General features: G+C 75.7%; 20 protein-coding genes, 3 tRNA genes and 1 riboswitch. Of the genes, 14 read left to right on the forward strand and 9 right to left on the reverse strand.

What is annotated here, in order from left to right:
• On the reverse strand, positions 1-206 hold a 206-nt coding region (locus J5Y04_RS20200), incomplete at its 3' end, for a hypothetical protein (protein ID WP_209413487.1).
• 16 nt (positions 207-222) lie between these two features.
• On the opposite strand from J5Y04_RS20200, the gene J5Y04_RS20205 reads away from it, so the two are divergent.
• Positions 223-726, forward strand: coding sequence for an NPCBM/NEW2 domain-containing protein (locus tag J5Y04_RS20205; RefSeq protein WP_209413488.1), 504 nt, complete (start codon positions 223-225; stop codon positions 724-726).
• A gap of 38 nt (positions 727-764) precedes the next feature.
• On the opposite strand, the gene J5Y04_RS20210 is transcribed toward J5Y04_RS20205, so the two are convergent.
• The 3 genes from J5Y04_RS20210 to J5Y04_RS20220 all read right to left on the reverse strand — a co-directional run bounded on the left by J5Y04_RS20210 (position 765) and on the right by J5Y04_RS20220 (position 4,503).
• Positions 765-1,469: a DsbA family oxidoreductase gene (locus J5Y04_RS20210; RefSeq protein ID WP_209413489.1), complete on the reverse strand. Its 705-nt coding sequence runs from the start codon at positions 1,467-1,469 to the stop codon at positions 765-767.
• A 118-nt stretch (positions 1,470-1,587) separates the two neighbouring features.
• Positions 1,588-2,109 (reverse strand): universal stress protein, encoded by a 522-nt coding sequence (locus tag J5Y04_RS20215; RefSeq protein ID WP_209413490.1) that lies wholly within the window; start codon positions 2,107-2,109, stop codon positions 1,588-1,590.
• A 222-nt stretch (positions 2,110-2,331) separates the two neighbouring features.
• Positions 2,332-4,503, reverse strand: a complete 2,172-nt coding sequence (locus J5Y04_RS20220; RefSeq protein WP_209413491.1) for an asparagine synthase-related protein — start codon at positions 4,501-4,503, stop codon at positions 2,332-2,334.
• 743 nt (positions 4,504-5,246) lie between these two features.
• Between J5Y04_RS20220 and J5Y04_RS20225 the strand changes: the two genes are divergently transcribed.
• The 8 genes from J5Y04_RS20225 (at position 5,247) to J5Y04_RS20260 (ending at position 14,237) form a co-directional block, all read left to right on the forward strand.
• Entirely contained in the window at positions 5,247-6,674 is a 1,428-nt protein-coding gene (locus tag J5Y04_RS20225) for an MFS transporter (protein WP_209413492.1), read from the forward strand.
• A 265-nt stretch (positions 6,675-6,939) separates the two neighbouring features.
• Positions 6,940-7,068 (forward strand) — tRNA-OTHER (locus J5Y04_RS20230).
• Positions 7,069-7,214: 146 nt separating this feature from the next.
• Entirely contained in the window at positions 7,215-8,807 is a 1,593-nt protein-coding gene (locus J5Y04_RS20235; protein WP_209413493.1) for a TROVE domain-containing protein, read from the forward strand.
• Between the two features lie 75 nt (positions 8,808-8,882).
• The gene (gene lhgO, locus J5Y04_RS20240; RefSeq protein ID WP_209413494.1) at positions 8,883-10,118 is read left to right on the forward strand and encodes an L-2-hydroxyglutarate oxidase; all 1,236 of its coding nucleotides are present in this window, start codon (positions 8,883-8,885) and stop codon (positions 10,116-10,118) included.
• 118 nt (positions 10,119-10,236) lie between these two features.
• Positions 10,237-11,067, forward strand: a complete 831-nt coding sequence (gene trmB, locus J5Y04_RS20245; RefSeq protein WP_307853208.1) for a tRNA (guanosine(46)-N7)-methyltransferase TrmB — start codon at positions 10,237-10,239, stop codon at positions 11,065-11,067.
• Between the two features lie 126 nt (positions 11,068-11,193).
• Positions 11,194-12,519, forward strand: coding sequence for a PrsW family intramembrane metalloprotease (locus J5Y04_RS20250; RefSeq protein ID WP_209413495.1), 1,326 nt, complete (start codon positions 11,194-11,196; stop codon positions 12,517-12,519).
• Positions 12,520-12,545: 26 nt separating this feature from the next.
• A tRNA-Met gene (locus J5Y04_RS20255) sits at positions 12,546-12,619 on the forward strand.
• A 439-nt stretch (positions 12,620-13,058) separates the two neighbouring features.
• Positions 13,059-14,237: a hypothetical protein gene (locus tag J5Y04_RS20260; protein ID WP_209413496.1), complete on the forward strand. Its 1,179-nt coding sequence runs from the start codon at positions 13,059-13,061 to the stop codon at positions 14,235-14,237.
• 67 nt (positions 14,238-14,304) lie between these two features.
• On the opposite strand, the gene J5Y04_RS20265 is transcribed toward J5Y04_RS20260, so the two are convergent.
• The 3 genes from J5Y04_RS20265 to J5Y04_RS20275 form a co-directional block, all read right to left on the reverse strand.
• Positions 14,305-15,051 carry a class I SAM-dependent methyltransferase gene (locus J5Y04_RS20265; RefSeq protein WP_209413497.1) on the reverse strand — a complete coding sequence of 249 codons (747 nt, stop codon included), beginning with the start codon at positions 15,049-15,051 and terminating at the stop codon, positions 14,305-14,307.
• 120 nt (positions 15,052-15,171) lie between these two features.
• The gene (locus tag J5Y04_RS20270) at positions 15,172-15,882 is read right to left on the reverse strand and encodes a sensor domain-containing protein (RefSeq protein ID WP_209413498.1); all 711 of its coding nucleotides are present in this window, start codon (positions 15,880-15,882) and stop codon (positions 15,172-15,174) included.
• 59 nt (positions 15,883-15,941) lie between these two features.
• A complete protein-coding gene (locus J5Y04_RS20275) occupies positions 15,942-16,568 on the reverse strand; it encodes a GNAT family N-acetyltransferase (RefSeq protein WP_209413499.1) in 627 nt (208 codons plus the stop codon).
• A 42-nt stretch (positions 16,569-16,610) separates the two neighbouring features.
• Between J5Y04_RS20275 and J5Y04_RS20280 the strand changes: the two genes are divergently transcribed.
• Positions 16,611-17,483 (forward strand): hypothetical protein, encoded by an 873-nt coding sequence (locus tag J5Y04_RS20280; protein ID WP_209413500.1) that lies wholly within the window; start codon positions 16,611-16,613, stop codon positions 17,481-17,483.
• Between the two features lie 116 nt (positions 17,484-17,599).
• On the opposite strand, the gene J5Y04_RS42935 is transcribed toward J5Y04_RS20280, so the two are convergent.
• Positions 17,600-18,460, reverse strand: coding sequence for a M23 family metallopeptidase (locus J5Y04_RS42935; RefSeq protein ID WP_307853209.1), 861 nt, complete (start codon positions 18,458-18,460; stop codon positions 17,600-17,602).
• A 12-nt stretch (positions 18,461-18,472) separates the two neighbouring features.
• Positions 18,473-18,631, reverse strand: a riboswitch (cyclic di-AMP (ydaO/yuaA leader).
• Positions 18,632-18,876: 245 nt separating this feature from the next.
• Between J5Y04_RS42935 and J5Y04_RS20290 the strand changes: the two genes are divergently transcribed.
• The 3 genes from J5Y04_RS20290 to J5Y04_RS20300 all read left to right on the forward strand — a co-directional run bounded on the left by J5Y04_RS20290 (position 18,877) and on the right by J5Y04_RS20300 (position 20,718).
• Positions 18,877-19,167 (forward strand): YiaA/YiaB family inner membrane protein, encoded by a 291-nt coding sequence (locus J5Y04_RS20290; RefSeq protein ID WP_148643436.1) that lies wholly within the window; start codon positions 18,877-18,879, stop codon positions 19,165-19,167.
• A gap of 109 nt (positions 19,168-19,276) precedes the next feature.
• A complete protein-coding gene (locus tag J5Y04_RS20295; RefSeq protein WP_209413501.1) occupies positions 19,277-20,104 on the forward strand; it encodes an alpha/beta fold hydrolase in 828 nt (275 codons plus the stop codon).
• Between the two features lie 44 nt (positions 20,105-20,148).
• Positions 20,149-20,718, forward strand: coding sequence for a TetR/AcrR family transcriptional regulator (locus J5Y04_RS20300; RefSeq protein ID WP_209413502.1), 570 nt, complete (start codon positions 20,149-20,151; stop codon positions 20,716-20,718).
• An 89-nt stretch (positions 20,719-20,807) separates the two neighbouring features.
• On the opposite strand, the gene J5Y04_RS20305 is transcribed toward J5Y04_RS20300, so the two are convergent.
• Positions 20,808-20,884 (reverse strand) — tRNA-Ile (locus tag J5Y04_RS20305).
• Positions 20,885-21,067: 183 nt separating this feature from the next.
• On the opposite strand from J5Y04_RS20305, the gene J5Y04_RS43255 reads away from it, so the two are divergent.
• Entirely contained in the window at positions 21,068-23,413 is a 2,346-nt protein-coding gene (locus J5Y04_RS43255) for a SpoIIE family protein phosphatase (RefSeq protein WP_209413503.1), read from the forward strand.
• Positions 23,414-23,480: the final 67 nt, after the last annotated feature.

Below are 23,480 nucleotides of genomic sequence, written 5' to 3' on the forward strand. Positions count from 1 at the left end.
AAGGCCCCGCCCGCCCCGGCCCCCAAGGCAGTGCCGCCGCCGGCGCCGAGCCCGCGGCCGACGACGGCGGCGCCGGCCGCGCCGGCCATCAGCCCGGCGCCCGGGCCGCAGCCGCCGAAACCCCCCGTCCCGAAGCCCCCCGTCCCGGAGGTGCCCACGCCGGTCGTGCCGCCGGTGCCCACGCCGGACGTCCCCGTGGTGCCCACCCCGACGCTCCCGCCGGTGCCGACTCCGACACCACCGACGCCGAGGCCGACGCCGACGCCGCCCGCCCCGACCGACTTCTGGGCCGACGACCTGCCGGTGCTCAAGCCCGGCAACAACCGGGTGCCGCCGCCGGGCCCGAGCATCCGGCAGAAGGGCAGCGACTGGTTCTGGCAACGGGACAGCGTCTCGATCGGCGGCACCCGGTACGCGCACGGCATCACCGTCCACGCGCCCGCCGGCACGCTGGTCGACCTCAACCGCGGCTGCACGTCCTTCGACGCGCTGGCGGGAGTGGACGACATCACCGCCTCACCCGGCGGCGTGGTCTTCTCCGTGCAGGGCGGCGACGGCCGCACGCTGTGGAGGTCGCCCGTCCTGGCCACGGGCGACGACGCGGTGCCGGTGCACGTGCCGCTGGGCGGGCAGCGGTCGATCCGCCTGGTGGTCACCCCCGCGCACGGCGTCTGGTCGGCCCTGAACGCCGCGGACTGGGCCGAGGCCCGCTTCAGGTGCGACTGAAGCGGGCCTCGGGGGGCTTGCCGTGAGGGGCGGGCGGGTCAGATCGCGCAGGAGCCGTCCGCGCACGCCTCGCCGGCCGCGGCGACCTGCACCGGCACCGGGCGGCGCTCGCCGATCTCGGTGGCGACCTGCTCCAGCACCTTGCGGAAGGTCTCGGCCTCCTGGCCGCCCTGGACCGCCCACTTGCCCTCGAAGACGAAGGTCGGCACGGCGGTGATGCCCAGCTCACGGGCCTCGGCCAGCTGGGCACGGACCTCGGCGGTGCCCTCGTCACCGGCCAGGTAGGCCGCCACCCGGTCGCGCTCCAGGCCGGCCGCGACGGCGACCTCGGTGAGCGCCGCGCGGTCGCCGACGTCCACGCCGTCGGTGAAGTGCGCCTTGAGCAGCGCCTCCTTCAGCCGCCCCTGCACGGCCGCGCCGTACTCGGTCTCGGCCAGGTGGAGCAGCCGGTGGCCGAGGAAGGTGTTGGCGTGCAGCGCCGCGTCGAAGTCGTAGGTGATGCCCTCGGCGAGGCCCAGCTCGGCCACCCGGGCGTCCATCGCGACGGACTGCGGGCCGTAGCGCTCGGCCAGCCAGGCGCGGTGCGGGCTCGCCGTGGCGGGCGCGTCCGGCACCAGCTGGTACGGCTGGTAGACCACCTCGACGTTCTCCTTGCCCGCGAAGCCGTCCAGCGCCTCCTCGAAGCGGCGCTTGCCTATGTAGCACCAGGGGCAGGCGATGTCGGAGTAGATCTCGACCTTCATGACGGGGTTTCTCCAGGGGGTGGGGAGGATGGTTCCGAGATAGGTGAACGATGAACCATCTCGGGACATTCCCGGCAGCGCATCTCGGGACATTCCCGGCAACACGGGGTGCGGCGACTCAAGGGGCCGGCGGAGCGGGGACGACCAGGACCGGGCAGCTCGCGTGGTGGACCGCCGCCGAGGTGACCGATCCCAGCAGCAGCCGGGTGAAGCCGCCGTTGCCGCGGGTGCCGATCACCAGCGTGTGGTGCCGGGCCGACGCCGCCAGCAGCACCTCGATCACGTTGCCGAGCACCACGTGCAGCGACAGCTCCCCCTCGTACCGGCGGGTCCGGGCCCGCTGCACCGCGGCCACCGAGCGGCGCAGGCCGTCCGCCATGCTCTCGACCAGCGTCTCGACGCTCTCCTGCACCAGCTCGGCCATCCCCGGCGGGTAGCCGCCCGGCGCCGGGTTGACCACCGCGAGCACGTACAGCGGCAGGCCGAACCGCTCGGCCTCGGTCATCGCCCGGTCCAGCGCCCAGAGCGAACCGTCCGAACCGTCGCACGCCGCCAGCACCCCCGGCGGGCGGCCCGTCGGCGGCCGGCCGAGCACCGACAGGACGACGGGGACGGACGGATCCGGGCTGGCGCTGGTCACCACGGCCTCCACGGGGGCGGGACGGGACGGACGGGCAGGGACGGGCAGGGCGAGACGGGACGGGCAGGGCGGAGGGAGCGAGTCGGAATGGCGCCATGATTGCCCGCCCGGCCCGTCCGGACGGGCGTGCCGCGCCGGAACCCCGGCCGGAGTCCCGGCCACCCGGTCCACGTGCCGCGCCGGAGCCCCGGCCGGACTCCGGCGCGGGTCAGGCGAAGCGGGTCAGGCGAAGCGGGCCGGGGCCAGGGCGGCGCGCTCGGCGACCGGGAGGCCGGTCCAGCAGGCGCCGTGCCGGCGGGCGCGGATGCGACGGAGCCACAGTTCGGTGGCGACCAGCTCGGCGAGCCCGGCCAGGGTGCCCGGCGCCGGCGGGGTGGACGGGTCGGCGGAGCGGGCCAGGCCGGCCCGGACGGCGGCGAGGTCGATCAGGCCGGCCTCGGCGAGCAGCGGGGCGTCGAACAGTTCGGCGAGGCCGTCGGCGGCGAGCCGCAGGCCGGCCCGGGCGGGGGCGGTGCGGTCGGGGCGGGTGCCGCGGCCCCAGTCGGACGGAAGGTCGGTGCGACCGGCCCCGGTGAGGACGGCGTGCAGCAGGGCGGACCGGGCGCCCGGCTGGAGCCGGACGTCGTCGGGGAGCAGCCGGGCCGCGCGGACCACCTGGTTGTCCAGGAACGGCGCGTGCAGCCGCTGGCCGGGCTGTTCGGCGGCGTGCACCAGGGTGCGGAACCCGCGCGCGTGCCGGTGCAGGGCGTACCGCGCCCGTCGCGCGCCGGGCAGCTCGGCGGGCGCCGGTTCGCGCGCCGCCAGCCGCAGCCGCAGGGCGACGGCGGACAGCGCCTCGTCGGAGAGCCAGCGGGCCGCCGGGCCGGGGACGCACCAGGCCAGGTCGTCCGCCGAGCGCGCACCCGCCGTGCCGCCCCCGTCCGGGACGTGGCGGAGCGTCAGCCGTACCGCGGCGTCGTCGAGCGCCTCGGCGTAGCGGATCCGGGAGAGCCGGTGGGCGGCGCGGACCACGGTGAGCGGGGTGCGCAACGCGCCGGCCAGGACGCCGACGGCGGCCCGGTCGGCGCCGGCCAGCGCGGCGACCGGGGGCAGCAGCTCGCGCGGGCGGCCGGCCCGGACCAGGTCGGCGAGCCGGGCCGGGTGCCCGTCGAGGACCTGACGGGCGCCGTAGCCGGTGAGGTGGTCGGTGCCGCCGGCATCGAAGCGGGCCTCCGCACGGACGGCGGCGACCAGCTCGGGGCCGGGTTCGTCGGTGAGCCGGCCCGCCTGAGGGTCGGCCCGCAGGTCCGCGTACGGGAGGGTGCCGGGCCCGGGGGCGAGCACGGTGTGCCGCAGCCGGGGAAGGTCGGGGGCGAGCGCCAGGGTGGCCGGCGTCTCGGTCTCGTCGAGGGTGACGGCGGCCAGTTGCTCGGGCGCGGACGGCGGCCGCGTGGCCGGGCGAGCCCAGGAGCCCTTCACGGCCCCGCTCCTGGCGGCGGCCCCGTCCCCGGCGCCCCCGGCCGCCGGCGCCCCCTGGACGGGAACGCCCGAACCGGGCGCGGGGGCGAGCGGCACGGCGGCGGCGAGCAGCGCGACGGTGGCGGACGCCGTTCCGTACGAGAGGTCGACGCCCAGCCGGGCCCGGCCGTTGCCGGCGGAGCCGGGGGCGGGGGTGCGGACCCGGGAGCGGACCGACTCCAGCAGGGCGCGGGTGAGTTCCCGGACGGCGGGCGCCTCGACGCGCTGCCGCGCCGCGCCGGCCGGCTCGTCGTACGCCGAGAGGTAGGGGCGGCCGCCCCTGATCGCCAGCGCGTGGCCGGGCGGCACCTGCTGGACGCCGAGGTAGGGGGTGCCGGTACCGAGTGCCTCCGGGGACTCGGGGCAGGCCAGCCGGGCGGCGAGGTGGCCGGTGTCGAGGGGCGCGCCGATCAGGTCGGCGAGCGGGAGGGCGGCAGTGGCGTACGCGGTGCCGCCGGCCCAGGGGGTGTGGAAGACGGGCTGGGCGCCGGCCAGGTCGGTGAGCAGCACGGTGGAACGGGTGCCGGTGCGCAGCACGACGGTGTAGCTGCCGGGCCAGGCGGTGAGGTGGCGGACGGCGCCGCCGCGGGCGGCGGCCAGGCCGGCGGCCAGTTCGGCGTCGGAGGCCCCGCAGTGACCGAGGACGGCGAGCCGGGTGGTGGCGGGGGTGTCCTCGGCGGGGTCGGGGCCGGCCGGGCCGGTGGTGACGGTGGCGGGGGCGCCGGGGCGGATGGTGGCGAGGCGGATCTCCTCGGGCCGCCAGTCGCCGACCGCCCAGAGCGGGTTGGGGCCGGTCCAGAGGGCGCGCGCGGCGATCGGTGCCACCGTGCCGGGCGCCTCGTGCGCCGGGGTGCCCGGCCGGGCCGTGCCCGTGCTCCAGCCCGTCAGCCACCGCATCGCGCCTCCACCGGACGAGGACCTGCCGCCGTGCGGCGCCTCCGCCGCCGGGCAGCCCCGTGCCAGCCCGTGGCGCGCCGCGGCGGCCGCCCACCGCGGATCCGGCGCGCCGTCAGGAGACATCGTGCCACCGGTTCGCCGCGCCGTGACCGGAGTTGGCGTTTCCGATTTCGCGGCGCCGGGCCGCACCGGCCGGCCGCCGGGGCGGCGGTGCCCGGTGGCGCCGCGGCTCCCGCCGGGCGGGCCGGGCCTCCCCCTCCCTGGCCCGGACCGCCCTCGCGACCGCCTGTCATGGCCATCGCGAGATGGCCGAAAGGCGTCGTTCGGCCCGGGAGGGCATCCGCATGCCCTCCCGGACTCCGCCGCCGTCCGCGGGGATTGAGACGGCGGCATCCCCCGGCCCGCCGGGTCCTCGACGGCGGGCCGACCCACGACCACCAGCGAATCGCCGACCCGCCGGTCGGGCCAGGGGGCACGGCCGGGCGCACATCGACACGGGACCGGAGCACAACGCTCCGGCGCGCGGCCGGACCGACCACCGGCGGCCGGTTCCGAGCGGTCCGGACCAACCCCGCCGCGCCGCCCGCCGGTGCACCGGCCGACCGCCGCCGGGTGCGCGATCCCGCCATCCGGAATGCGGCCTCTTAACCCTCGGAACGCGTCCGACTACTCTAGGTACAGCAGCTACGGCCCGGTGCCGCCCGGGCCCCGCGCACAAGGCCGCAGGAGGTGCCGCCGCCACCATGACCGTCAGCCCACGAGGACCGAACGAACGGCTCGGCACGCTCCTGACCCTCGCGCAGATCAGCAACGCCGGCCTGGCCCGCCGGGTCAACGACCTCGGCGCCCAACGCGGACTGACGCTGCGCTACGACAAGACCTCGGTGGCCCGCTGGGTCAGCAAGGGCATGGTCCCGCAGGGCCCCGTCCCGCACCTGATCGCCACCGCGATCGGCGGCAAGCTCGGCCGGCCGGTGCCGCTGGAGGAGATCGGACTCGGCGACACCGACCCGGCGCCCGAGCTCGGCCTGGCCTTCCCGCGCGAGGTCTCCGAGGCGGTCCGCTCGGCCACCGACCTCTGGCGGATCGACCTCGACCTGCGGCGCGGCCCCGGCGGCGGCCGCTGGAGCGACAGCCTGGCCGGCACCTTCTCGGTCGCCGCGTACGCGACCCCCGTCTCCCGCTGGCTGATCACCCCCGCGGACGGTTCGGTGGCCCGCGAGGCGGCGCGCACGCCCGCCGACGCGGGCTCCTACCGGGTGGGCCACTCGGACGCCGCCAAGCTCCGCGAGGCCGCCCAGGAGGCCCGCCGCTGGGACTCCAAGTACGGCGGCGGGGACTGGCGTTCGTCGATGGTGCCGGAGTGCCTGCGGGTGGAGGCGGCGCCGCTGCTGCTGGCCTCGTACAGCGACGCGGTCGGCCGGGCGCTGTTCGGCGCCACCGCCGAACTCACCCGGCTGGCCGGGTGGATGGCGTTCGACACCGGCCAGCACGAGGCCGCCCAGCGCTACTACATCCAGGCGCTGCGACTGGCCCGGGCCGCCGCCGACGTGCCGCTCGGCGGCTACGTGCTGGCCTCGATGAGCCTGCAGGCCGGCTACCGGGGCTTCGCCGAGGAGGCGGTCGACCTCGCCCAGGCCGCCCTGGAGCGCAACCGGGGCCTGGCCACCGCCCGCACCATGAGCTTCTTCCACCTGGTCGAGGCGCGGGCCCAGGCCAAGGCCCGCAACGCGGCAGCGTGCGCGACGGCGCTCGGCGCGGCGGAGAGCGCACTCGAACGGGCACGCGCCGGGGACCCCGATCCGGCGTGGATCGACTTCTACGCCTACGACCGGCTCGCCGCCGACGCCGCCGAGTGCTTCCGCGACCTCGGGGTGCCCTCCAAGGTCCGCCAGTTCACCCGCGAGGCACTGGCCCGCCCCACCGAGGGCTACGTCCGCTCGCACGGGCTGCGGCTGGTCGTCTCCGCGATGGCCGAGGCCGAGGCGGGGAACCTGGACGCGGCGGTCGCGGCCGGCGAGCGCGCCGTCGAGGTGGCCGGCCGGATCTCCTCCCAGCGCAGCCGCGAGTACGTGGTGGAGATGCTCCGCCGCCTCGAACCCTTCCAGGGGGAGCGCCGGGTGAGGGAGTTGACGGAACGGGCGCGCGCGGTGATCGTCGCCCCGGCCTGAGCGGGACGCCTGCGGTAATTCGGATGCACCGGCGCGAGAGGCCCGGCTATGGTCTCTCACGTCCAGGTGCGCAGGCAGGGGTTACTTCCTTTCCATGGAGCGTGTCGCGGGTTCGAGTCCCGCCATCGGCTTCGGCCGGTGTAGCTCAGTTGGTAGAGCAGCTTGTTACCCCAGCCGCTTCGGAACTCTGGACACCCACAGGTGAATAGGTTTTCCGCACCTCCCGGTGCGATGACAGCGGTTACTTCGTGGAGTGCCCCGGCGGGGCACGTTGAATCGGAAAACCGAACCGCCGTCACCTTTGATCTCGGGAGGCAGAGCGCCGGGGTGCCCGGTGCGCAGGCGGGGGTTACTTCGGATCTTGCGGTTCCGGGTTCGAATCCCGGGCGTGCCGTGCGCGAGCGCAGCTGCTAGCTCAATCCGGTAGAGCACAAGGCATACACCTCCGCCGAGGCCGGCCGCCGGGCCGGCACGATCTCGGGCACCCCTTCCTTTGCCATGCCTCCTGCACGTCCGACCAGTCAGCAGGGGGATTCCACCATGTCGCGTTTCAACGTCCGCACGGCCAGGCCGAGTCCGGGCTCGCCCGTGACCACCACCGGGCGGCGCGCCGCCAACCACAACGGCGGCACCGGATTCCTCCGCGACGCGAAGTCCGAGCTCTTCCTGCTCGCGGTGGCCAACATGGTCGGCCAGGACACCTGTTACGAGACGGGCGGCGACCGCGACGACCGCTACACCGCACTGGTGCGCGAACTCGCCGTCGCCGACCCCGAGTGGACCCTCGGCCTGCTGCGCTGGCTGCGGTCCGACGCGCACCTGCGCACGGCGGCGCTGGTCGGCGCCGCCGAGTTCACCCGGGCCCGGCTGGACGCCGGGGCGCCCGGCCACTCCCGGCAGGCCGTCGACGCGGTGCTCCAGCGCGCGGACGAACCCGGCGAGCTGCTCGCCTACTGGACGTCCCGCTACGGCCGCGCGCTGCCCAAGCCGCTCAAGCGCGGCACCGCCGACGCCGTCCGCCGGCTCTACCACGGCCGCTCGCTGCTCAAGTACGACACCGCGTCCAAGGGTTACCGCTTCGGGGACGTGCTGGAGCTGACCCACCCCTCGCCCGACCCGGCCAAGCCGTGGCAGGGCGAGCTGTTCCGCTACGCCCTGGACCGCCGGCACCGGCCGGAGGAGGCCGTCCCGCCCGCCGCCGACCGGCTGCTCACCGCCAACCGCGAACTGCTCGCACTGCCCGTCGAGGAGCGGCGGGCGGCGGTCACCGCCGAGGGCGGCGCCGAGCGGCTCGCCGCGGCCGGGCTGACCTGGGAGGCGCTGGCCGGATGGCTCCAGGGACCGTTGGACGCGGCCGTCTGGGCGGCGGTCATCCCGTCCATGGGCCCGATGGCGCTGGTGCGCAACCTGCGCAACTTCGACCAGGCCGGCGTCCCGGACGAGGTCGCGGCCGAGGTCGCCCGGCGGATCAGCGACCGGGAGGAGGTGCAGCGCTCCCGCCAGTTCCCGTTCCGCTACCTCGCCGCCCACCGGCACGCGCCGTCGCTGCGCTGGGGGCACGCACTGGAGACCGCGCTCTCCCACTCGCTCGCCAACGTGCCCTCGCTCCCCGGCCGGACGCTGGTCCTGGTCGACCGCTCGGGCTCGATGTTCGACCGGCCGAGCGCACAGACCCAGCTCAACCGGGCCGACTCGGCGGCGATCTTCGGAACCGCGCTGAAGGTCCGGGCGGCCGACGCCGACCTGGTCGAGTTCGGCTCCACCAGCCGGGTCGTCGAGGTGGGCAGGGGGGAGGCGGTGCTGCGCGTCCTGGGGCGCTTCGGCAACCTCGGCGGCACCGACACCACCACGGCCGTCCGCACCCACTACCGCGGACACGACCGGGTCGTCATCGTCACCGACGAGCAGACCGGTCCGGGCCACTGGAGCGGCGGCGACCCGCTGGCCGCCGTGCCGGCCGACGTCCCCGTCTACACCTGGAACCTGGCCGGCTACGCCACCGGCCACGGCCCGAGCGGCTCGGCGAACCGGCACACCTTCGGCGGGCTGAACGACGCCGCGTTCCGGCTGATCCCCCTGCTCGAATCGCGCCGGGACGCGGCCTGGCCGTGGCTGGAGCCGAAGGGCCGCTGAGGCCCCCTCGACCGGCACGGCCCGCCGTGGCAGCATCGGCGGCGGGCCGTGCCGGGGCGGAGCGAGGAGCGAGCGGTGGCGTACGACGTCGACGTGCTGGTGGTGGGCGGGGGAATCGTCGGGCTGTCCACGGCGTACGCCCTGACCCGGGAGCGGCCGGGGCTGCGGCTGGCGGTGCTGGAGAAGGAGGCCGGCTTCGCGGCGCACCAGACCGGCCGCAACAGCGGGGTCATCCACAGCGGCGTCTACTACCGGCCGGGCTCGCTCAAGGCCCGGTACGCCGTCGCGGGCGCCGCCGAGATGGTCGGGTTCTGCCGCACCCACGACATCCCGCACGAGGTGACCGGCAAGCTGATCGTGGCGACCGGCCAGGCCGAACTGCCGCGGCTGCGCGCGCTGGCCGAGCGCGGCCGGGAGAACGGCATCCCCGTCACCGAGCTGGACCGCACCGGGATCGCCCGGTACGAGCCGCAGGTCACCGGCATCGCCGGGCTGCACGTCGGAACCACCGGGATCTGCGACTTCCCCGCCGTGGCCGGCACCTACGCCCGGCTGGCCCGCGAGGCCGGGGCGGAGCTGCGGACCGGGACGGAGCTGCGGGCGGTCGCCCGCCGGGCCGACGGGGTGACGGTGCAGACCTCCGCCGGGGAGCTGCGCTGCCAGGTCCTGGTGAACTGCGCGGGCCTGCACAGCGACCGGATCGCCCGGCTGGCCGGCGACGACCCCGGCGTGCGGATCGTGCCGTTCCGCGGCGAGTACTACGAACTGGCCAAGGACCGCCGGGAGCTGGTCCGCGGCCTGGTCTACCCGGTACCCGACCCGGCGTTCCCCTTCCTCGGCGTGCACCTGACCCGGGGCATCCACGGCGACGTGCACGTCGGCCCGAACGCGGTGCCCGCACTGGCCCGCGAGGGCTACGACTGGCGCACCGTGCGCCCCCGCGACCTGGCCGGGACGCTCGCCTTCCCCGGCACCTGGCAGATCGCCCGCCGGCACTGGCGGTACGAGCTCGGCGAGCTGCACCGTTCGCTCTCCAAGCGGGCGTTCACCACCGCCGTCCGGCGCCTGCTGCCCGCCGTCACGGCCGAGGACCTGGTGCCGGCCACCGCCGGGGTGCGGGCCCAGGCGGTCGGCCGGGACGGCTCGCTGCTGGACGACTTCGCCTTCGCCGGGTTCGACCCGGAGGACCCGCGCTCCACCCGCCGCCTGGTGCACGTGCTGAACGCGCCCTCCCCCGCGGCGACCGCCTCGCTCCCGATCGGCCGCGAGGTGGCCCGCCGGGCGCTGGCCGCGCTGGAGGCGGGCGGGTGACCGCACCCGGCGCCCCGTCGCACCCGCGGTCCGCCCGGTACGTGCGGTGCGCCGGGCGCGTCGCGTGCGTCACAGGCCCTGCGGCCCGTGCACGGCGGCCCCGTAGACTCGGGTGATTGTGACTGCCACCGCCCCGATCCCCCAGCAATCGCCCTCCGCCCGGCTCTCCGCCGCGCCGGCCGGCTACCCCGCGCCGATGTACCCGCACCGGGCCACCGAGGCCCAGCACAGCGAGCGGCGCATCCGCAGCTTCCAGCCGCGCCGGGGCCGGATGACCAACGCCCAGGCGGGCGCGCTGGACCGGGGCTGGGAGAAGTACGGCATCGCGATCGACGGCAGCCCGCTGGACCTGCGCGAGCTCTTCGGCGACCTCCCGGTCACCCTGGAGATCGGCTTCGGCATGGGCGAGACCACCGCCGCGATGGCCGCCGCCGACCCGGCGACCGGCATCCTCGCCGCCGACGTCCACACCCCCGGCCACGGCAACCTGCTCGGCATGCTGGAGCGCGACGGCTCGAAGAACGTCCGGCTCGCCGCCGGCGACGCCGTGATCCTGCTGCGCGACATGCTCCCCGACGCCTCGCTGGCCGGCCTGCGGGTCTACTTCGCCGACCCGTGGCCCAAGCCCAAGCACCACAAGCGCCGGCTGGTCCAGCCGTCCTTCCTGGAGCTGGTGCTGCCCCGGCTGGCCCCCGGCGCCCTGGTGCACTGCGCCACCGACTGGGAGCCGTACGCCGAGCAGATGCTGGAGGTGCTCTCCGCCTCTCCCGAGCTGGAGAACCTGCACCCCGAGGGTGACGGGACCGGCTGGCTGGAGCCCGCCGACCACCCGGACGGCAGCATCCCCGGCTACGCACCGCGGCCGGACTGGCGGCCGGTCACCAAGTTCGAACGGGCCGGCATCGCCAAGGGCCACGTGGTGCACGACCTGCTGTTCCGCCGCCGCTGAGCCGCCGCCGGGCGTTCGACCCGGCGGCCCCGCGGAGCCCGTACGGCCCGGACCGGCCCGGCCCGGGCGGGGGGATTCGTCCCGAGTCCTCCCGTGGGGCCGGTGCCTTGGCCTACCCTGTGCCGGGTGAGCAGCCCGTCCGGCGGCGGCTTCCGGACCACCGTCCGGGCCACCGCCGACGACCGAGAGGTGCCCACGCGCACCGCCGGCACCCGCACCATCCCGGGGCCCCGGAGGCGCCGGGCCCACCGGATCGTGCCCTGGCCGCCGCCCGTCCGCGTACCGTCCGTCCCCGTGCCGTCCGCGGCCGTGCCGCCCCGGCCACCGCGCCCCGCCCGCCCGGTCGCGCTCTCCTCCGTCACCGCGACCGCCGTCCTGACCCTGGCCGGCTGCGGTGTCCTGATCCTCCACCTGGTCCGCCGCCAGACCGGCACCACCGGGCTGCTGGTCGGCCTCGGCCTCGCGATGGTCCCGCTGCCCTTCGTGCTCGGCGGCCTCGCCTGGCTCAACCAGACCGCCCGGGTGCCGCTGCGGCACACCGTGTTCTGCCTCGGCTGGGGCGCCTTCGCGGCGACCACCGTCGCCATCCTCGCCAACGGCTGGACCAGCACCTACCTGACCGCCCACCAGGGCGGACTCGGCGAGATGCTGGGCGCCGACCTGGTCACCCCGGTGATCGAGGAGAGCGCCAAGGGCGCCGCGCTGCTCGTCCTGCTGCTCCCGCTCGGCCAGCGGCTGCGATGTCGCGGCCACCGCACCGACCGCCCCTGCGCGACCGTCCTGCACCGGCTCCCCGGCCCCCGGCCGCCCCGCCGGTACGGCAGGCGGCCCGCCCTGCCGCACGCCCGCGGACGGCTGCGCCCCTACCTGCGCCCGCTGCCGTACCTGCGCCCGTACCCGCTGACGCACGACCGCCCGCGCGCCCGTGCGCGGCCGCGCACGCTGGCCGCCGGCGTGGTCCTCGGCGGGATCACCGCCTGCGGGTTCGCCTTCACCGAGAACGCGCTCTACCTGGGGCGCGCCTTCACCGACGACCAGCAGCAGCGGCTGGACAGCATCGGCCTCGGGGCAGAACCCAGCCTGCGGGACTTCGACAGCACCGTGCAGACCTTCGTCCTGCGCGGCCTGCTCTCCCCCTTCGCCCACCCGCTCTTCACCGCGCTGACCGGGCTGGGCCTGGCCGTCACCCTCACCACCGGCCGCCGCTGGCTGGCCCGGCTGGCCGCCCCCGCCGGACTGCTCCTCTCGATGGCCCTGCACGGCACCTGGAACGCCGCCGCCGACCTCGGCACCCACGGCTTCCTGCTGGTCTACGCCGTCCTGATGGTGCCCTGCTTCGCCGCCCTGGTCTGCTTCGCCGCCTGGGCCAGGGCCCGCACCGCACGCCACGGAACCCGCCGGACGAAGGCACCGGAGCAGGCCCGCCGGGGAACGGATTTCCCATCCGCGTGACTTCCCCGTATTGTTGGGTTCACCGACGCGGGGTGGAGCAGCTCGGTAGCTCGCTGGGCTCATAACCCAGAGGTCGCAGGTTCAAATCCTGTCCCCGCTACTCAGTAGCACGAAAGGCCCGGAGGACTCGTCCTCCGGGCCTTTCGCATGTGCGGGTCCGTTCCTCGAAATAATCCGTTGCCCTCCTTCGGGGGAGCTGCCTACAGTGGCGGCACACTGAAAGGAGGTGATCCTGGTTGAGTACCGTCAGGATGTGTGAGGTGGCTGCTCGCTAGAGCCGCCCCTGCCTGCGCAGGGCGAGGTCCTAGGCCTCCGGCAGGCGAAATCCCAAGCAGTCACCCGGCCCGTGGGCTCACCGGTACATCCCCGGTGCCTCGGCGCCCGGCCCCTCACAGGGCCGGCGCGGAGGAGCAGCCCACGGGCCGTCTGCGTTCCCGCCGGGTCCGGCGGGGGCGGCCGGGGCGTTCCGGCCGGGTTCCGGGGGCACTAGGCTCGGCCCGGATTCCGGAGCGGAGCCGGACGGGCACAGGGGGTAGGCGATGGCGAGGACGACCCGGCGGGCGGGGAGCGCGGCCGGACGTACGGCGCAGCGGACTGCGGCCGGAGTGCTGCCCGGGGTGGGGGTGCTCGGGCTGCTGCTCTTCTCGCTGGGCCGCGAGCACGCCTGGCAGGCGCTGGGCGGCGGCCTGGTGGTGGCCGGGGCGTCGGTGGTGCTGGGCGGTGCGCTGGGGTTCCTGTTCGGGGTGCCCCGGGTACGCGGCGGGGCCGGCCCGAACGGTGAGCCGCACGGCTCGTACGCGCCGAACACCAATCTGGAGCAGGTCTCGGACTGGCTGACCAAGGTGCTGCTGGGCGTCGGACTGACCCAGCTCGGCTCGCTCGGCGAGCGGCTGCACCGGCTCGGCACCGCACTGGCGCCCGCGCTGGGCGGCGACGAGGGCGCGGTGCCGTTCGCGGTCGCGCTCGTCCTCTACTTCCTGGTGTCCGGCTTCCTGGCCGGGTGGCTGGTGACCCGGCTGACGCTGCCGCAGGTGCTCTCGGACGCGGACCAGGCACTGGACCTCTTCCTGGCCGGGCAGGACCGCGACCGCAAGGGCGACAAGGTGGGCGCGGACGACTTCCGGGTACGGGCGATGCAGCACCTGGGGCTGCTGGGCAACAGCGCGGAGCGGCCCGAGCAGCTGGCCGGCCAGCTGCCGCCGAGCGCGGTGGCCGGGCCGGAGGGCGTGGTGGCCGAGGTCCGCTCGACGGCGCGGCGCTCGGCGCTGACCGCGCAGCAGGTGCGCGAGCTGTTCGCGGACGGTTCCGAGGGCCGGCGGATCCAGGCGCTGGCACTGATGCAGGGCGACCCGTCGCTGGCCGACCTGTCCAGCCTGCTGGACGCGATCGAGCAGCCGCGCTCGGGCTTCGAGCAGTACCACGCGCTGCTGGCCGCCCGCGGCCTGCTCTCCCGCCTGCCGGCCGCCGAGGCTCAGCGGCTGCGCGAGGCGGTGGCCGGGCGGCTGATGGCGCCGGACGGCATCCCGTACGGCTCGGACCGGAGCTGGCTGGCGGAGAAGATACTGTCCCGGCTGGAGGCACCGGCCGTCCCTGCGCCAGAAGCCCCTACGCAGGTCGCCCCCGTGCCGGACGCCCCCGTGCCGGTCGCCCCTGCACCGGTCGTCCTCCCGCAGCAGGCCGGGCCGGCCGGCGAGGCGCAGCCGCAACCGCCCGCCTAGACCCGCCCGACCTCCGACCGCCCGGCCCCGGCCCCGGCCCCGGAGCCTCCGGACCGGCGGGTGACCGTCAACCGGCGGCGGCCCGGCGGCGGCGGTCGGCGGCCCGGAGGACCAGGACGCGCCCCGGACGCCCCGCGCCACCGGCCGGCAGGCGGCGGACCTCGCTGGCGATCCGGCGCTCGCCGAGCGCGTGCCGCACCCCGTCGAGGTGGGGGCAGTGGCGGCCGGCGCCGTCGCACAGGGGGTGGACCCGGACCTCGCCGTCCGGGTCGGTCACCCGGACCAGCTCGGCCAGCGCGGCCACCTGCCGGTCGGGGCCGAACAGCTCGGGGTAGGCGAAGATCAGGTACCCGCTGAGGGTGAGCGCGAAGGTGCCGTCGGCGAACGGCAGCCGGGGCAGTGCGGCGGCCACGTACTGCTGCGGGTGGGCGGCGGTGTCGGCGGCGAACAGCCGGCGGGCCCGGTCCCAGCTGCGCAGGTAGCGGTCGTTCGGGTGGAAGTAGGGCGCGGGGTACAGCTCGGGGCGGGCGTGCAGCGCGGCGGCCATCGTCGCCCGGGCGGCCAGTGCGCCGGCCTCGATCTCGGGGACGGGCCACGCGTACGCCGGGTCGGCGGCGATCACGTGGCAGCCCAGTGCGCGTGCCTCGGCGGCCAGGCCGGCCGCTCCGCCGGGGCAGTCGAGCAGCGGCCCGGGGAGGGCGGCGAGCTGGGCGCGGGTCAGGCCGAAGAGTCCGCAGTACTCGTCCAGCGGGCGGGAGGTGACGAGGGCTCCGGTGGCCGGCCCCGGTTCGGTGCGGTTGGTGCGGGCGGTCATCCGGCCATGCGAACACGGGCCGGCCCCGCCCGCATCCGGAGTGTCCGGGCGCGGGCGGGGCCGGTGGAGCGGTCAGCGGGTCAGTGGGTCAGCCGGTCGGCGGGTCAGCGAGTCAGCCGGTCAGCGGCCGAGCAGGCCCCGGACGGCGAGGCGGTTGACGTTGGTCAGGCCGCGCAACAGCTGCGGGGCGAGGAAGACGAGGAGCGTCCCGATCAGCGACACCCCGGCGATCTGCCACGGCGACTCGATGTAGTAGACGTGCTCGACCCCCTTGTCCCAGTAGTCGAACACCCGGTAGCCCGGCCAGTCGGTGTAGGTCCGGAAGCTCCAGTGGTAGGCGGGGTAGAACGCGAGCACCCAGCCGACCAGCGTGAAGACCAGCGACAGCGAGAAGCTCAGCACCGCCCAGGGGAACATCAGCACCTGGTACAGCGCGGCCTTCCAGCCGGCCACGTCCGTCAGCCGTGCGGTGACGGCGCCCCAGGCCCCGGGCCGCACCGCCCGCACCGGCTCCGGGCCCGGCACGTCCAGCGCCAGCATGCCGCGGGCCCGGGCCCGCTCCAGCCGGCCGAAGCCGCGGGCGCCGCTGGTCAGTCCGGCGAGCACCGGCAGGCCGAGGACGGTGACGAAGGTGGCGAGGCCGAGGCAGAACAGCGTGACGGAGAAGACGAAGCCGGCGATGGCGACCGGGAACCCGCTGAGCACGAAGCCCAGCTCCCGGTAGTAGTAGGAGGAGAACGGCGCCCGCCAGGCGTAGGGCGGCTCCTCGGTGCGGCGGGCGCCGTCGTGGCGGTCGTACTCGCTGCGCAGTGTGTGCTCGCTGGTCGTCATAGCCGGGCCTCGGTCCTCGGGTCTGTGGCGGTGCCGTTCGGGCTGATGGGTTAACCCTGTCAAGGAAGCGGCCTGCCGGACATCCGGCTCCCCGCCGGAGCGGGGGTGGGGTTATCCCCCCGTCCGGGCGGCCACTCGTCCTGGAGCAGGGAGTACTGGAAGGAGTCGTGCCAGGCACCCCGCAGGTACACGTCGTGCCGCACCCGGCCCTCCAGGTGGAAACCGGCCCGGGTGAGCACCCGGGCCGAGGCGTCGTGGTCCACGTCCACCCGGGCCGCCAGCCGGTGCAGGCCGAGCGGCCCGAACGCGAAGTCGCAGAGCAGCGAGGTGATCTCGCCCGCGTAGCCGTTGCCCCAGGTGTCGGCGCGCAGCGCGTAGCCCAGGAGGGCGGAGCGGTGGCCGCCGAGGGTGAGGGCGGCGGTGCCGATCGGGGTGGCGTCGGCGGGGTCGCCGGCGTCGGTGTGCCGGGTGACGGCCAGTCGGTAGACCGTCCGCTCGTCCCGGAGCGCCTCCTCCAGGTACTGCTCGATCTGGTCGGCGCAGTCCTCGCGGTCGCGCGGCTCGAAGGGCAGGTAGCGGATGGCCTCCGGGTCGCCGAAGACCGCGTGCAGGGCGTCGACGTCGCCCGGCGTGTGGTGGAACTCGCGGATGGCCAGGCGGGGGCCGGTGAGTCGGACGGGGACCATGTCTGCCGACCCTACCCGCGCTTTCCGATTACCGTACGTCACATGGAAGAAGATGACCTGCGGCTCGCCCCGCGCACCAAGGCCGCCGACCTGCTCGCCTGGGCGGAGGCCGAGGGCCGCGCGCCGGTGGCCGAATCCGCGGTGCGGGCGGTGCTGGCGCTGCTGGAGCTGGGCGAGAGCAGGATGCACGACGGCTGGCCGGAGCTGACCTCGAACGCCGTGGAGCAACTGCTGTACGAGCGGCTCCACCTGTACGTCCAGCCCGCGCCCGAGCAGGACCCGCTGGCGTACGGCGAGGCGGTGCGGCTGTTGGTCGACCACCAGCGCGCGGCGAAGCGGCTCAACGCCAAGCGGCAGGAGCGGCTGCACGCGGAGGCCGAGTGGCAGGGCGAGGTGGCCGCCGGGCTGCTGCGCCGGGCCGACCTGGTGACCTGGCCCCGGCTCTACGCGGTGCTGCTGTGCGCGCACGACGTCGACCTCGCCGACAAGGCGGCGGTGCGGGAGTGGCTGACGGCGTTCCGGGAGCTGGCCGAGGAGGACCGGCGGGCCGCCTTCGAGGCGCTGGCGGTGGCCGGCTGGCTGGACGAGGCGGACGAGGAGGGCTGGGGCGCGGCCCGGGTGCTCTCGGTCGGGATGGCCACGGACGGCGCCCGGCGGCTGCTGGAGCAGGGCCTGATGCGGCGCAGCTACCGCAACCTGGCGGAGCTGACGGCGCTGGGCCGCCCGATGCCGGACGAGCTGGCGGGGGACTTCGGGGCGTTCGAGGAGGCGGCGGTCGAGGCGGCGCTGGACCTGTTCGGCGAGTGGACGGTGCCGGGGCTGCCGCGGCTGCTGGTGGCGGAGTTCCCGGACCTCGCGCCGGAGCCCGGCCAGGAGGAGATCGACGCGTACCTCGCGCAGCTGCCGGGGGAGTGAGCGCGGGGGCACGGGGGCGCGGGCCTGGTCCGGTCCGCGCCCCCGGGGCGTGGCCCTGGGCGGGACGCACGGGTGCCCCGGCCGTCGTCGTGACGGCCGGGGCACTCCGGTGCTCGTCAGGGGGTGATGCCGCGCTGCTCGAACCAGCTCTCCGGGTCGACCGGGGCGCCGCCGCCCGGGCGGACCTCCAGGTGCAGGTGGGGGCCGGTGACGTTGCCGGTGGCGCCGACCTTGCCGAGCTGCTGGCCGGGGACGACCTTGCCGGAGCCCTTGATGATCGAGGAGAGGTGGCAGTACCAGATCTCGGTGCCGTCGGGCAGCGTCTCGACGATCCGGTAGCCGTAGGAGCCGGCCCAGCCGGCCGAGGTGATGGTGCCCTGGCCGACGGCGTAGACCGGGGTGCCGGTGTCGGCGGCGAAGTCCAGGCCGGTGTGCAGGTGGGCCCAGTAGGAGGCGCTCTGGCCGTAGTGGGCGGAGAGGTTGTAGTCGCGCACCGGCAGGTTGATGGCGGCGAGCTTGGCCTTCTCGGCCTCCTCGGCGGCCCGCTTGGCCTCCTGCTGCTGGGCGGCGCGCTTGGCCTCGGCCTCCTTGGCGGCCTGGAGCCGGGCGCCCTCCTCGGCGGCGGTGCGCTGGCTGTCGGCCTGCTGCTGGATCCGGGCGGCGAGGGCGAGGCCGGGGTCGGCGGCGAGGGCGACCGGGGTCTCGTCGGGGGCCTCGACGGCGGGGGCGGCGGCCGGGGTCGCGGAGGCGAAGCCGGTGGCGCCCAGGGTGGCGGCGACGGCGGTGACGCCGAGCAGCGGGGCCGTCCCACGGGTCTGACGCGGCATCCGGTGCCGGTTGGCCTCGGCGGCCTGCGGGGCCGCCTCGTCGGAGGGCCCGCCGGACTCGCCCGGGTGGGCGGGCGGCCACGGGTGGTCGAGCAGCTGGGTGCCGGCGGAGGAGCCGGGCAGGTTTGCCGGAGAGTGCGTCGACGCCACGGAGGCGCGCTCCTTTCCTTCCTTCGCGCCTACCGGGTTAGCTGACGGGTTCGGAGCAGGAAGGTCTCCTACGGCTGGGCCTGGGCCCGGCCGATTCACCCCAAGGAACGTGGTTCCCCGGCTCCCTGGCCTGCCCGGAGGCCGGCCGGCGGGATTAGGCGACGGCGCACGGTGCCGTCTGGGTACGGCGTTGCGGACCGCGCTGCGTTATCAAACGTTAATCCTAGGAGCCCCTGATTCCAAGCCATCCGTCAGGAGCAGCAGGACACAGCCCGGACACTACGTGACCCGATGGGCATTTTGGGGCGATTGACAACAACTGACACTACCGAACGTTATTGGACGTCAACGAACGAACCCCTACTTGAGTACCCCTACTCATGTGCGACCCGGCCCGACGCGGCCATCCTGACGCCATGAACGCACCGATGCAGTCACGCACCACGGCCGCGTACTACGTCCAGGCCGTGCTCTCCTTCGCCCTCTCCGCCGGCGCCCTCGCGACCGGGATCGCCTACCTCCCGGTGGGCGGCTGGACCCGGGCCTTCCTCGGGGTCGGCCTGCTCTACACCGTCACCTCCTCGTTCACCCTGGCCAAGGTGGTCCGCGACAAGCAGGAGAACAGCGAGATCGTCACCCGGGTGGACCAGGCCCGGCTGGAGAAGCTGCTGGCCGAGCACGACCCGTTCAAGGTGGAGGGGGTCTGATCCGGGCCATCCTCGGATCCGGTCGATAGCTTGACGGCTAAGGCTATTAGCCTTAGCTTTATGGGTGTCGGCACCACCGCCGACGCCCCGGCGGACCGAGGAGGCCCCCATGTCCCGCACCACCGCCCCCACCACGCAGTACCTCGACGTCACCGGCGGCCGGATCGCCTACGACGACACCGAGCAGGGCGACGGCGCCCCCGTCGTCCTGCTCCCGGGGATGCTCGACAGCCGGGCCGCCTACCGGCACCTGCGCCCGCTGCTCGTCGCCGCCGGCCGCCGCGTGATCACCATGGACCTGCGCGGCTTCGGCGACTCCTCGATCGTCTGGGACGACTACTCGCCGGCCGCGATCGCCGCCGACGTCCTCGCCCTGCTCGACCACCTCGGCATCGGGCGCGCCGTCCTCGCCGGCAACTCGTACACCGGCGCGACCGTGGTCAAGGCCGCCGGCGACGCACCCGAGCGGGTCGCCGGGATCGTCCTGCTGGACGCCTTCGTCGAGAACCTGCCGCCGAACGCCCTGCAGCGCGCGATGTTCGGCGTCATGGGCAAGCTGCTGGTGCACTCCCCCGCCTTCTGGGGCCTCTACCACCGCAGGATGGCCTACCCGACCGCCAAGCCGGCCGACTTCGACGCGTACGTGGACGGGCTGGTCGCCGCGATGCGCACGCCCGGCCGCAAGACCGCCACCCGCGGCCAGGTCCGCGGGGACTCGGCGCCCGTCGGCTGGACCGCGGCCGTGCGGTGCCCGGCGCTGGTCGTCATGGGCAGCAAGGACCCCGACTTCCCCAAGCCGGAGGTGGTCGCCGACCGGCAGGCCGCCGCGCTGAACGGCCGCAAGGTGATGATCGAGGGCTCCGGCCACTACCCGATGGCCGACCACCCGCAGGCGACCGCCGACGCGCTGCTCGGGTTCCTCGCCGAGCTGGCCTGAGCCCTCCCGCCCCACCGGAACCGGACCCACGGAGAATCGCCCCCATGCCCCGAGTAGGACTCACCCCCGAGCAGGTCGTCGGCCACGCCCTCGCCCTCATCGACGAGCAGGGCCCCGAGGCCCTCACCCTGGCCGCGGTCGCCGCGCGGGCCGGGGTGGCCACTCCCTCGCTCTACAAGCACGTCAGCGGCGGCCTCGCGGAACTGCGCCGGCTGGTCGCCGTCCGGGTCACCGAGGAGCTGGCCGACCGGCTCGCCGAGGCGGCCGTCGGCCGGGGCGGGGACGACGCCGTCGCCGCCGTCCTGCGCGCCTACCACGCCTACGCCACCGAGTACCCGCACCGCTACAACTCGCTCCCGCAGGCCCCGCAGCCGGACGACGACCTCACCCGGGCGGCGACGCGGCTGGTCGGCGTGATCATCGCGGTGCTGCGCGAGTACGGGCTCGCCGGGTCGGAGGCGATCCACGCCGCCCGCGCCGTCCGCTCGGTGGCCCACGGCTTCGCCTCGCTCTCCATCGGCGGCGCCTTCCAGCTCGCCGAGGACCTCGGCGACACCCAGGACCGGCTGATCACCGTCCTCACCCACGGCCTGCGCGACTGGCCCGGGGCCTGAGGCGGGACGCGCCCACCGGGGCCGGTCGCGGGGGCCGGCCGCAGGGACGCCGAAGGGCCCGGAGCGTGATCGCTCCGGGCCCTTCGCGGTGGTGGGCCTAACAGGACTTGAACCTGTGGCCTCTTCCTTATCAGGGAAGCGCTCTAACCGTCTGAGCTATAGGCCCTTGCCGCTCGCCGATCCTACTCGACCGGCGGCCCGTCGGTCGCACCGGGTGCCACGGCGGTCCGGTCCGGGGGCCTCCGTGGCACCCTGGGCGACCATTCACCGGCTTAAGAAATAAGGTATTAAGAATTGGGTGTCCGATAAGGCACCACCCCGACAGGGCAACGGAAAGGCCGGGCATCCCATGGACCTGTCCTCGCCGTGGCTTCCCCCCTCCGAGGACGAGAGCCGGACGCCGCGCAGCAGCCCCACCGCGCGCAGCGCCATGCGCTGCGTCCGCTTATTGCTCGGCTGCACCAGCGCCGCCGAACTCCTCGGCACGATCCTCGCCGAGGGCCCCGGCTGGATCACCGGCGAGGGGTCCGCGCTCTACCTGCTGGACTCCGCCGGAATGCTCCGGCTCGCCGCCTCCCACGGCCTGCCCGAATGGGCCCACGAGCGGTACGGCATGGTCGACCCGGCCGGCGACCTGCCCGCCGCGATGGCGCTCAGGCTGCGCCGCCCCTACCTGCTCAGCCCCGAGCGCACCAGCGTCGACTACCCCAACCGCAACGCCGGCATGGGCACCGGCATGGTCGCCATCATCGCCCTGCCGATGATCGTCGACGAGCGGCCGATCGGCGTGCTGGCCCTGGCCCTCGCCCACCGGGGCACCGTCCCCCGGCGCGACCTCGACGTCCTGGAGACGCTCGGCGACGCCTGCGCCCACCGGCTCTCCCACCTGCTCCACCACGCGAACGCCGAGACCGGCCCGCCCAGGGGCGGCCGCCCGGGCGGTGCGCCCGCGACCGGCGCCGGAACGCCCCCGGGCCCCGACGGGAACGGACCCGACACGAACGGACCGGACGCGGACGACGCCGGCCGGGCCGCCGGGCTGGCCCACCCGATGCTCTCGCTCGCCGTCCGCTCCGCCGGGCACGGCGCCTTCGAACGCGACCTGGTCACCGGCGAGTCCTACTGGGACGCCCAGGCCTACCGGGTGGCGGGCCAGCCGCCGCCGGCCGACGGCGGCCCGGCGGCCGCACCCGACCTGGACCGGATCGTCCACCCCGAGGACCTGCCGGACTTCCAGGCCGCCCTGGCCGAGGCGCTCGCCACCGGCGGCCCGTACCGGATCACCTACCGGGTGCTGCGCCGGGGCGGCGGCGTGGTCCGGATCGAGGAGACCGGCGAGGTGATGCTCGACGTGCACCGGCGGCCGGTCCGGATCGCCGGGCTGGTCGCCGACCGGGACCGCGTCCGCGCACCCGGGGAACGCCCGCCGGCCGACGGGCCGGGCGGCGCCCCGGCGGCCGGGGCCCGCTCGGCGCTGCTGCTGGCGCTCACCCGGGCGCTGTCCCGCGCGGTCACCGTCCGGGACGTCACCACCACGGTGACCGACATCGCCCGCCCGGCCTTCGGCGCCGCCAGCATCGTGCTCGACCTGGTGGACGAGGGCCGGCTGCTGCCCGTGTCGCACACCGTCTACGGCGGGCCGCGCCGCACCGAGCTGACCAGGCTGGCCGACCTCTCCGAGGGGGTCATGCAGCACGCGCTGGCCCGCTCCACCCCGCTGTTCAGCGAACCGGGCCGCACGGGACGGGCCCCGGACGGCGGCGGGCCGCTCACCCCGCCCGCCTGGACGGTGCTGCCGCTGGTCGCCTCCGGGCGGCAGGTCGGCTCCTGCCTGATCACCTTCGCCACCGAGCGGGCCTTCGGCCGCGAGGACCGCACCCTCTACTCCGCGTTCGCCGGCGTCCTGGCGCAGTCCCTGGAGCGCGCCCGCCTCTACGACACGCACCACCACCGGGCCACCGAGCTCCAGCGCGCCATGCTGCCGCGCACCCTGCCCCGGCTGCCCGGGATCGCCAGCGCCGCCCGCTACCTGCCCAGCACCGAGGGCATGCAGATCGGCGGCGACTGGTACGACCTGCTGCGGCTGCCGGAGGGCAGGATCGGCCTGGTGATCGGCGACGTCCAGGGTCACAACGCCGAGGCCACCGCCGTGATGGGGCAGCTGCGCAGCGTCCTGCGGGCGTACGCCACCGACGGGCACGACCCGGCCGCGACGCTGGCCAGGACCAGCCGGCTGCTCTCCGGGCTGGACACCGACCTCTTCGCCACCTGCCTCTACCTCACCCTCGACCCGGCCGACGGCACCCTGCGGGCGGCCCGCGCCGGGCACCCGTCGCCGGTCCGGATCACCGACGACGCGAAGGCCGTGGAGCTGGACCTGCCGGGCGGCCCCCCGCTGGGCGTCGACCCGGAGGCGGCCTACCACCTGTCGGTCGGTCACCTGGCGCCCGGGGAGACGCTGCTCGTCTACACCGACGGCCTGGTCGAGGACCGCGAGGAGGACTACGACGAGTCGGTGCAGCGGATGCTCGGCGGGCTGGAGCTCTGGGCCCGGCAGACCGGGCCGGGCCGGATCGGCCCGGCGCCCGCCCTGGAGCGGCTGGCCGACCTGCTCACCCTCAACGTCACCGAGCGCCGGTCGCGGCCGGACGACGTGGCACTGCTGCTGTTGCACCGGATGTCAGCAGGGCAGTAAACGGTGCGGCGGTCGGTGCCGCAGACCGATCGGGGGCGAAGCAGACCGGATTGACGCCGTATTGACG

It is taken from the genome of Kitasatospora sp. RG8 (genome assembly GCF_017813315.1).
Classification (GTDB): domain Bacteria; phylum Actinomycetota; class Actinomycetes; order Streptomycetales; family Streptomycetaceae; genus Kitasatospora.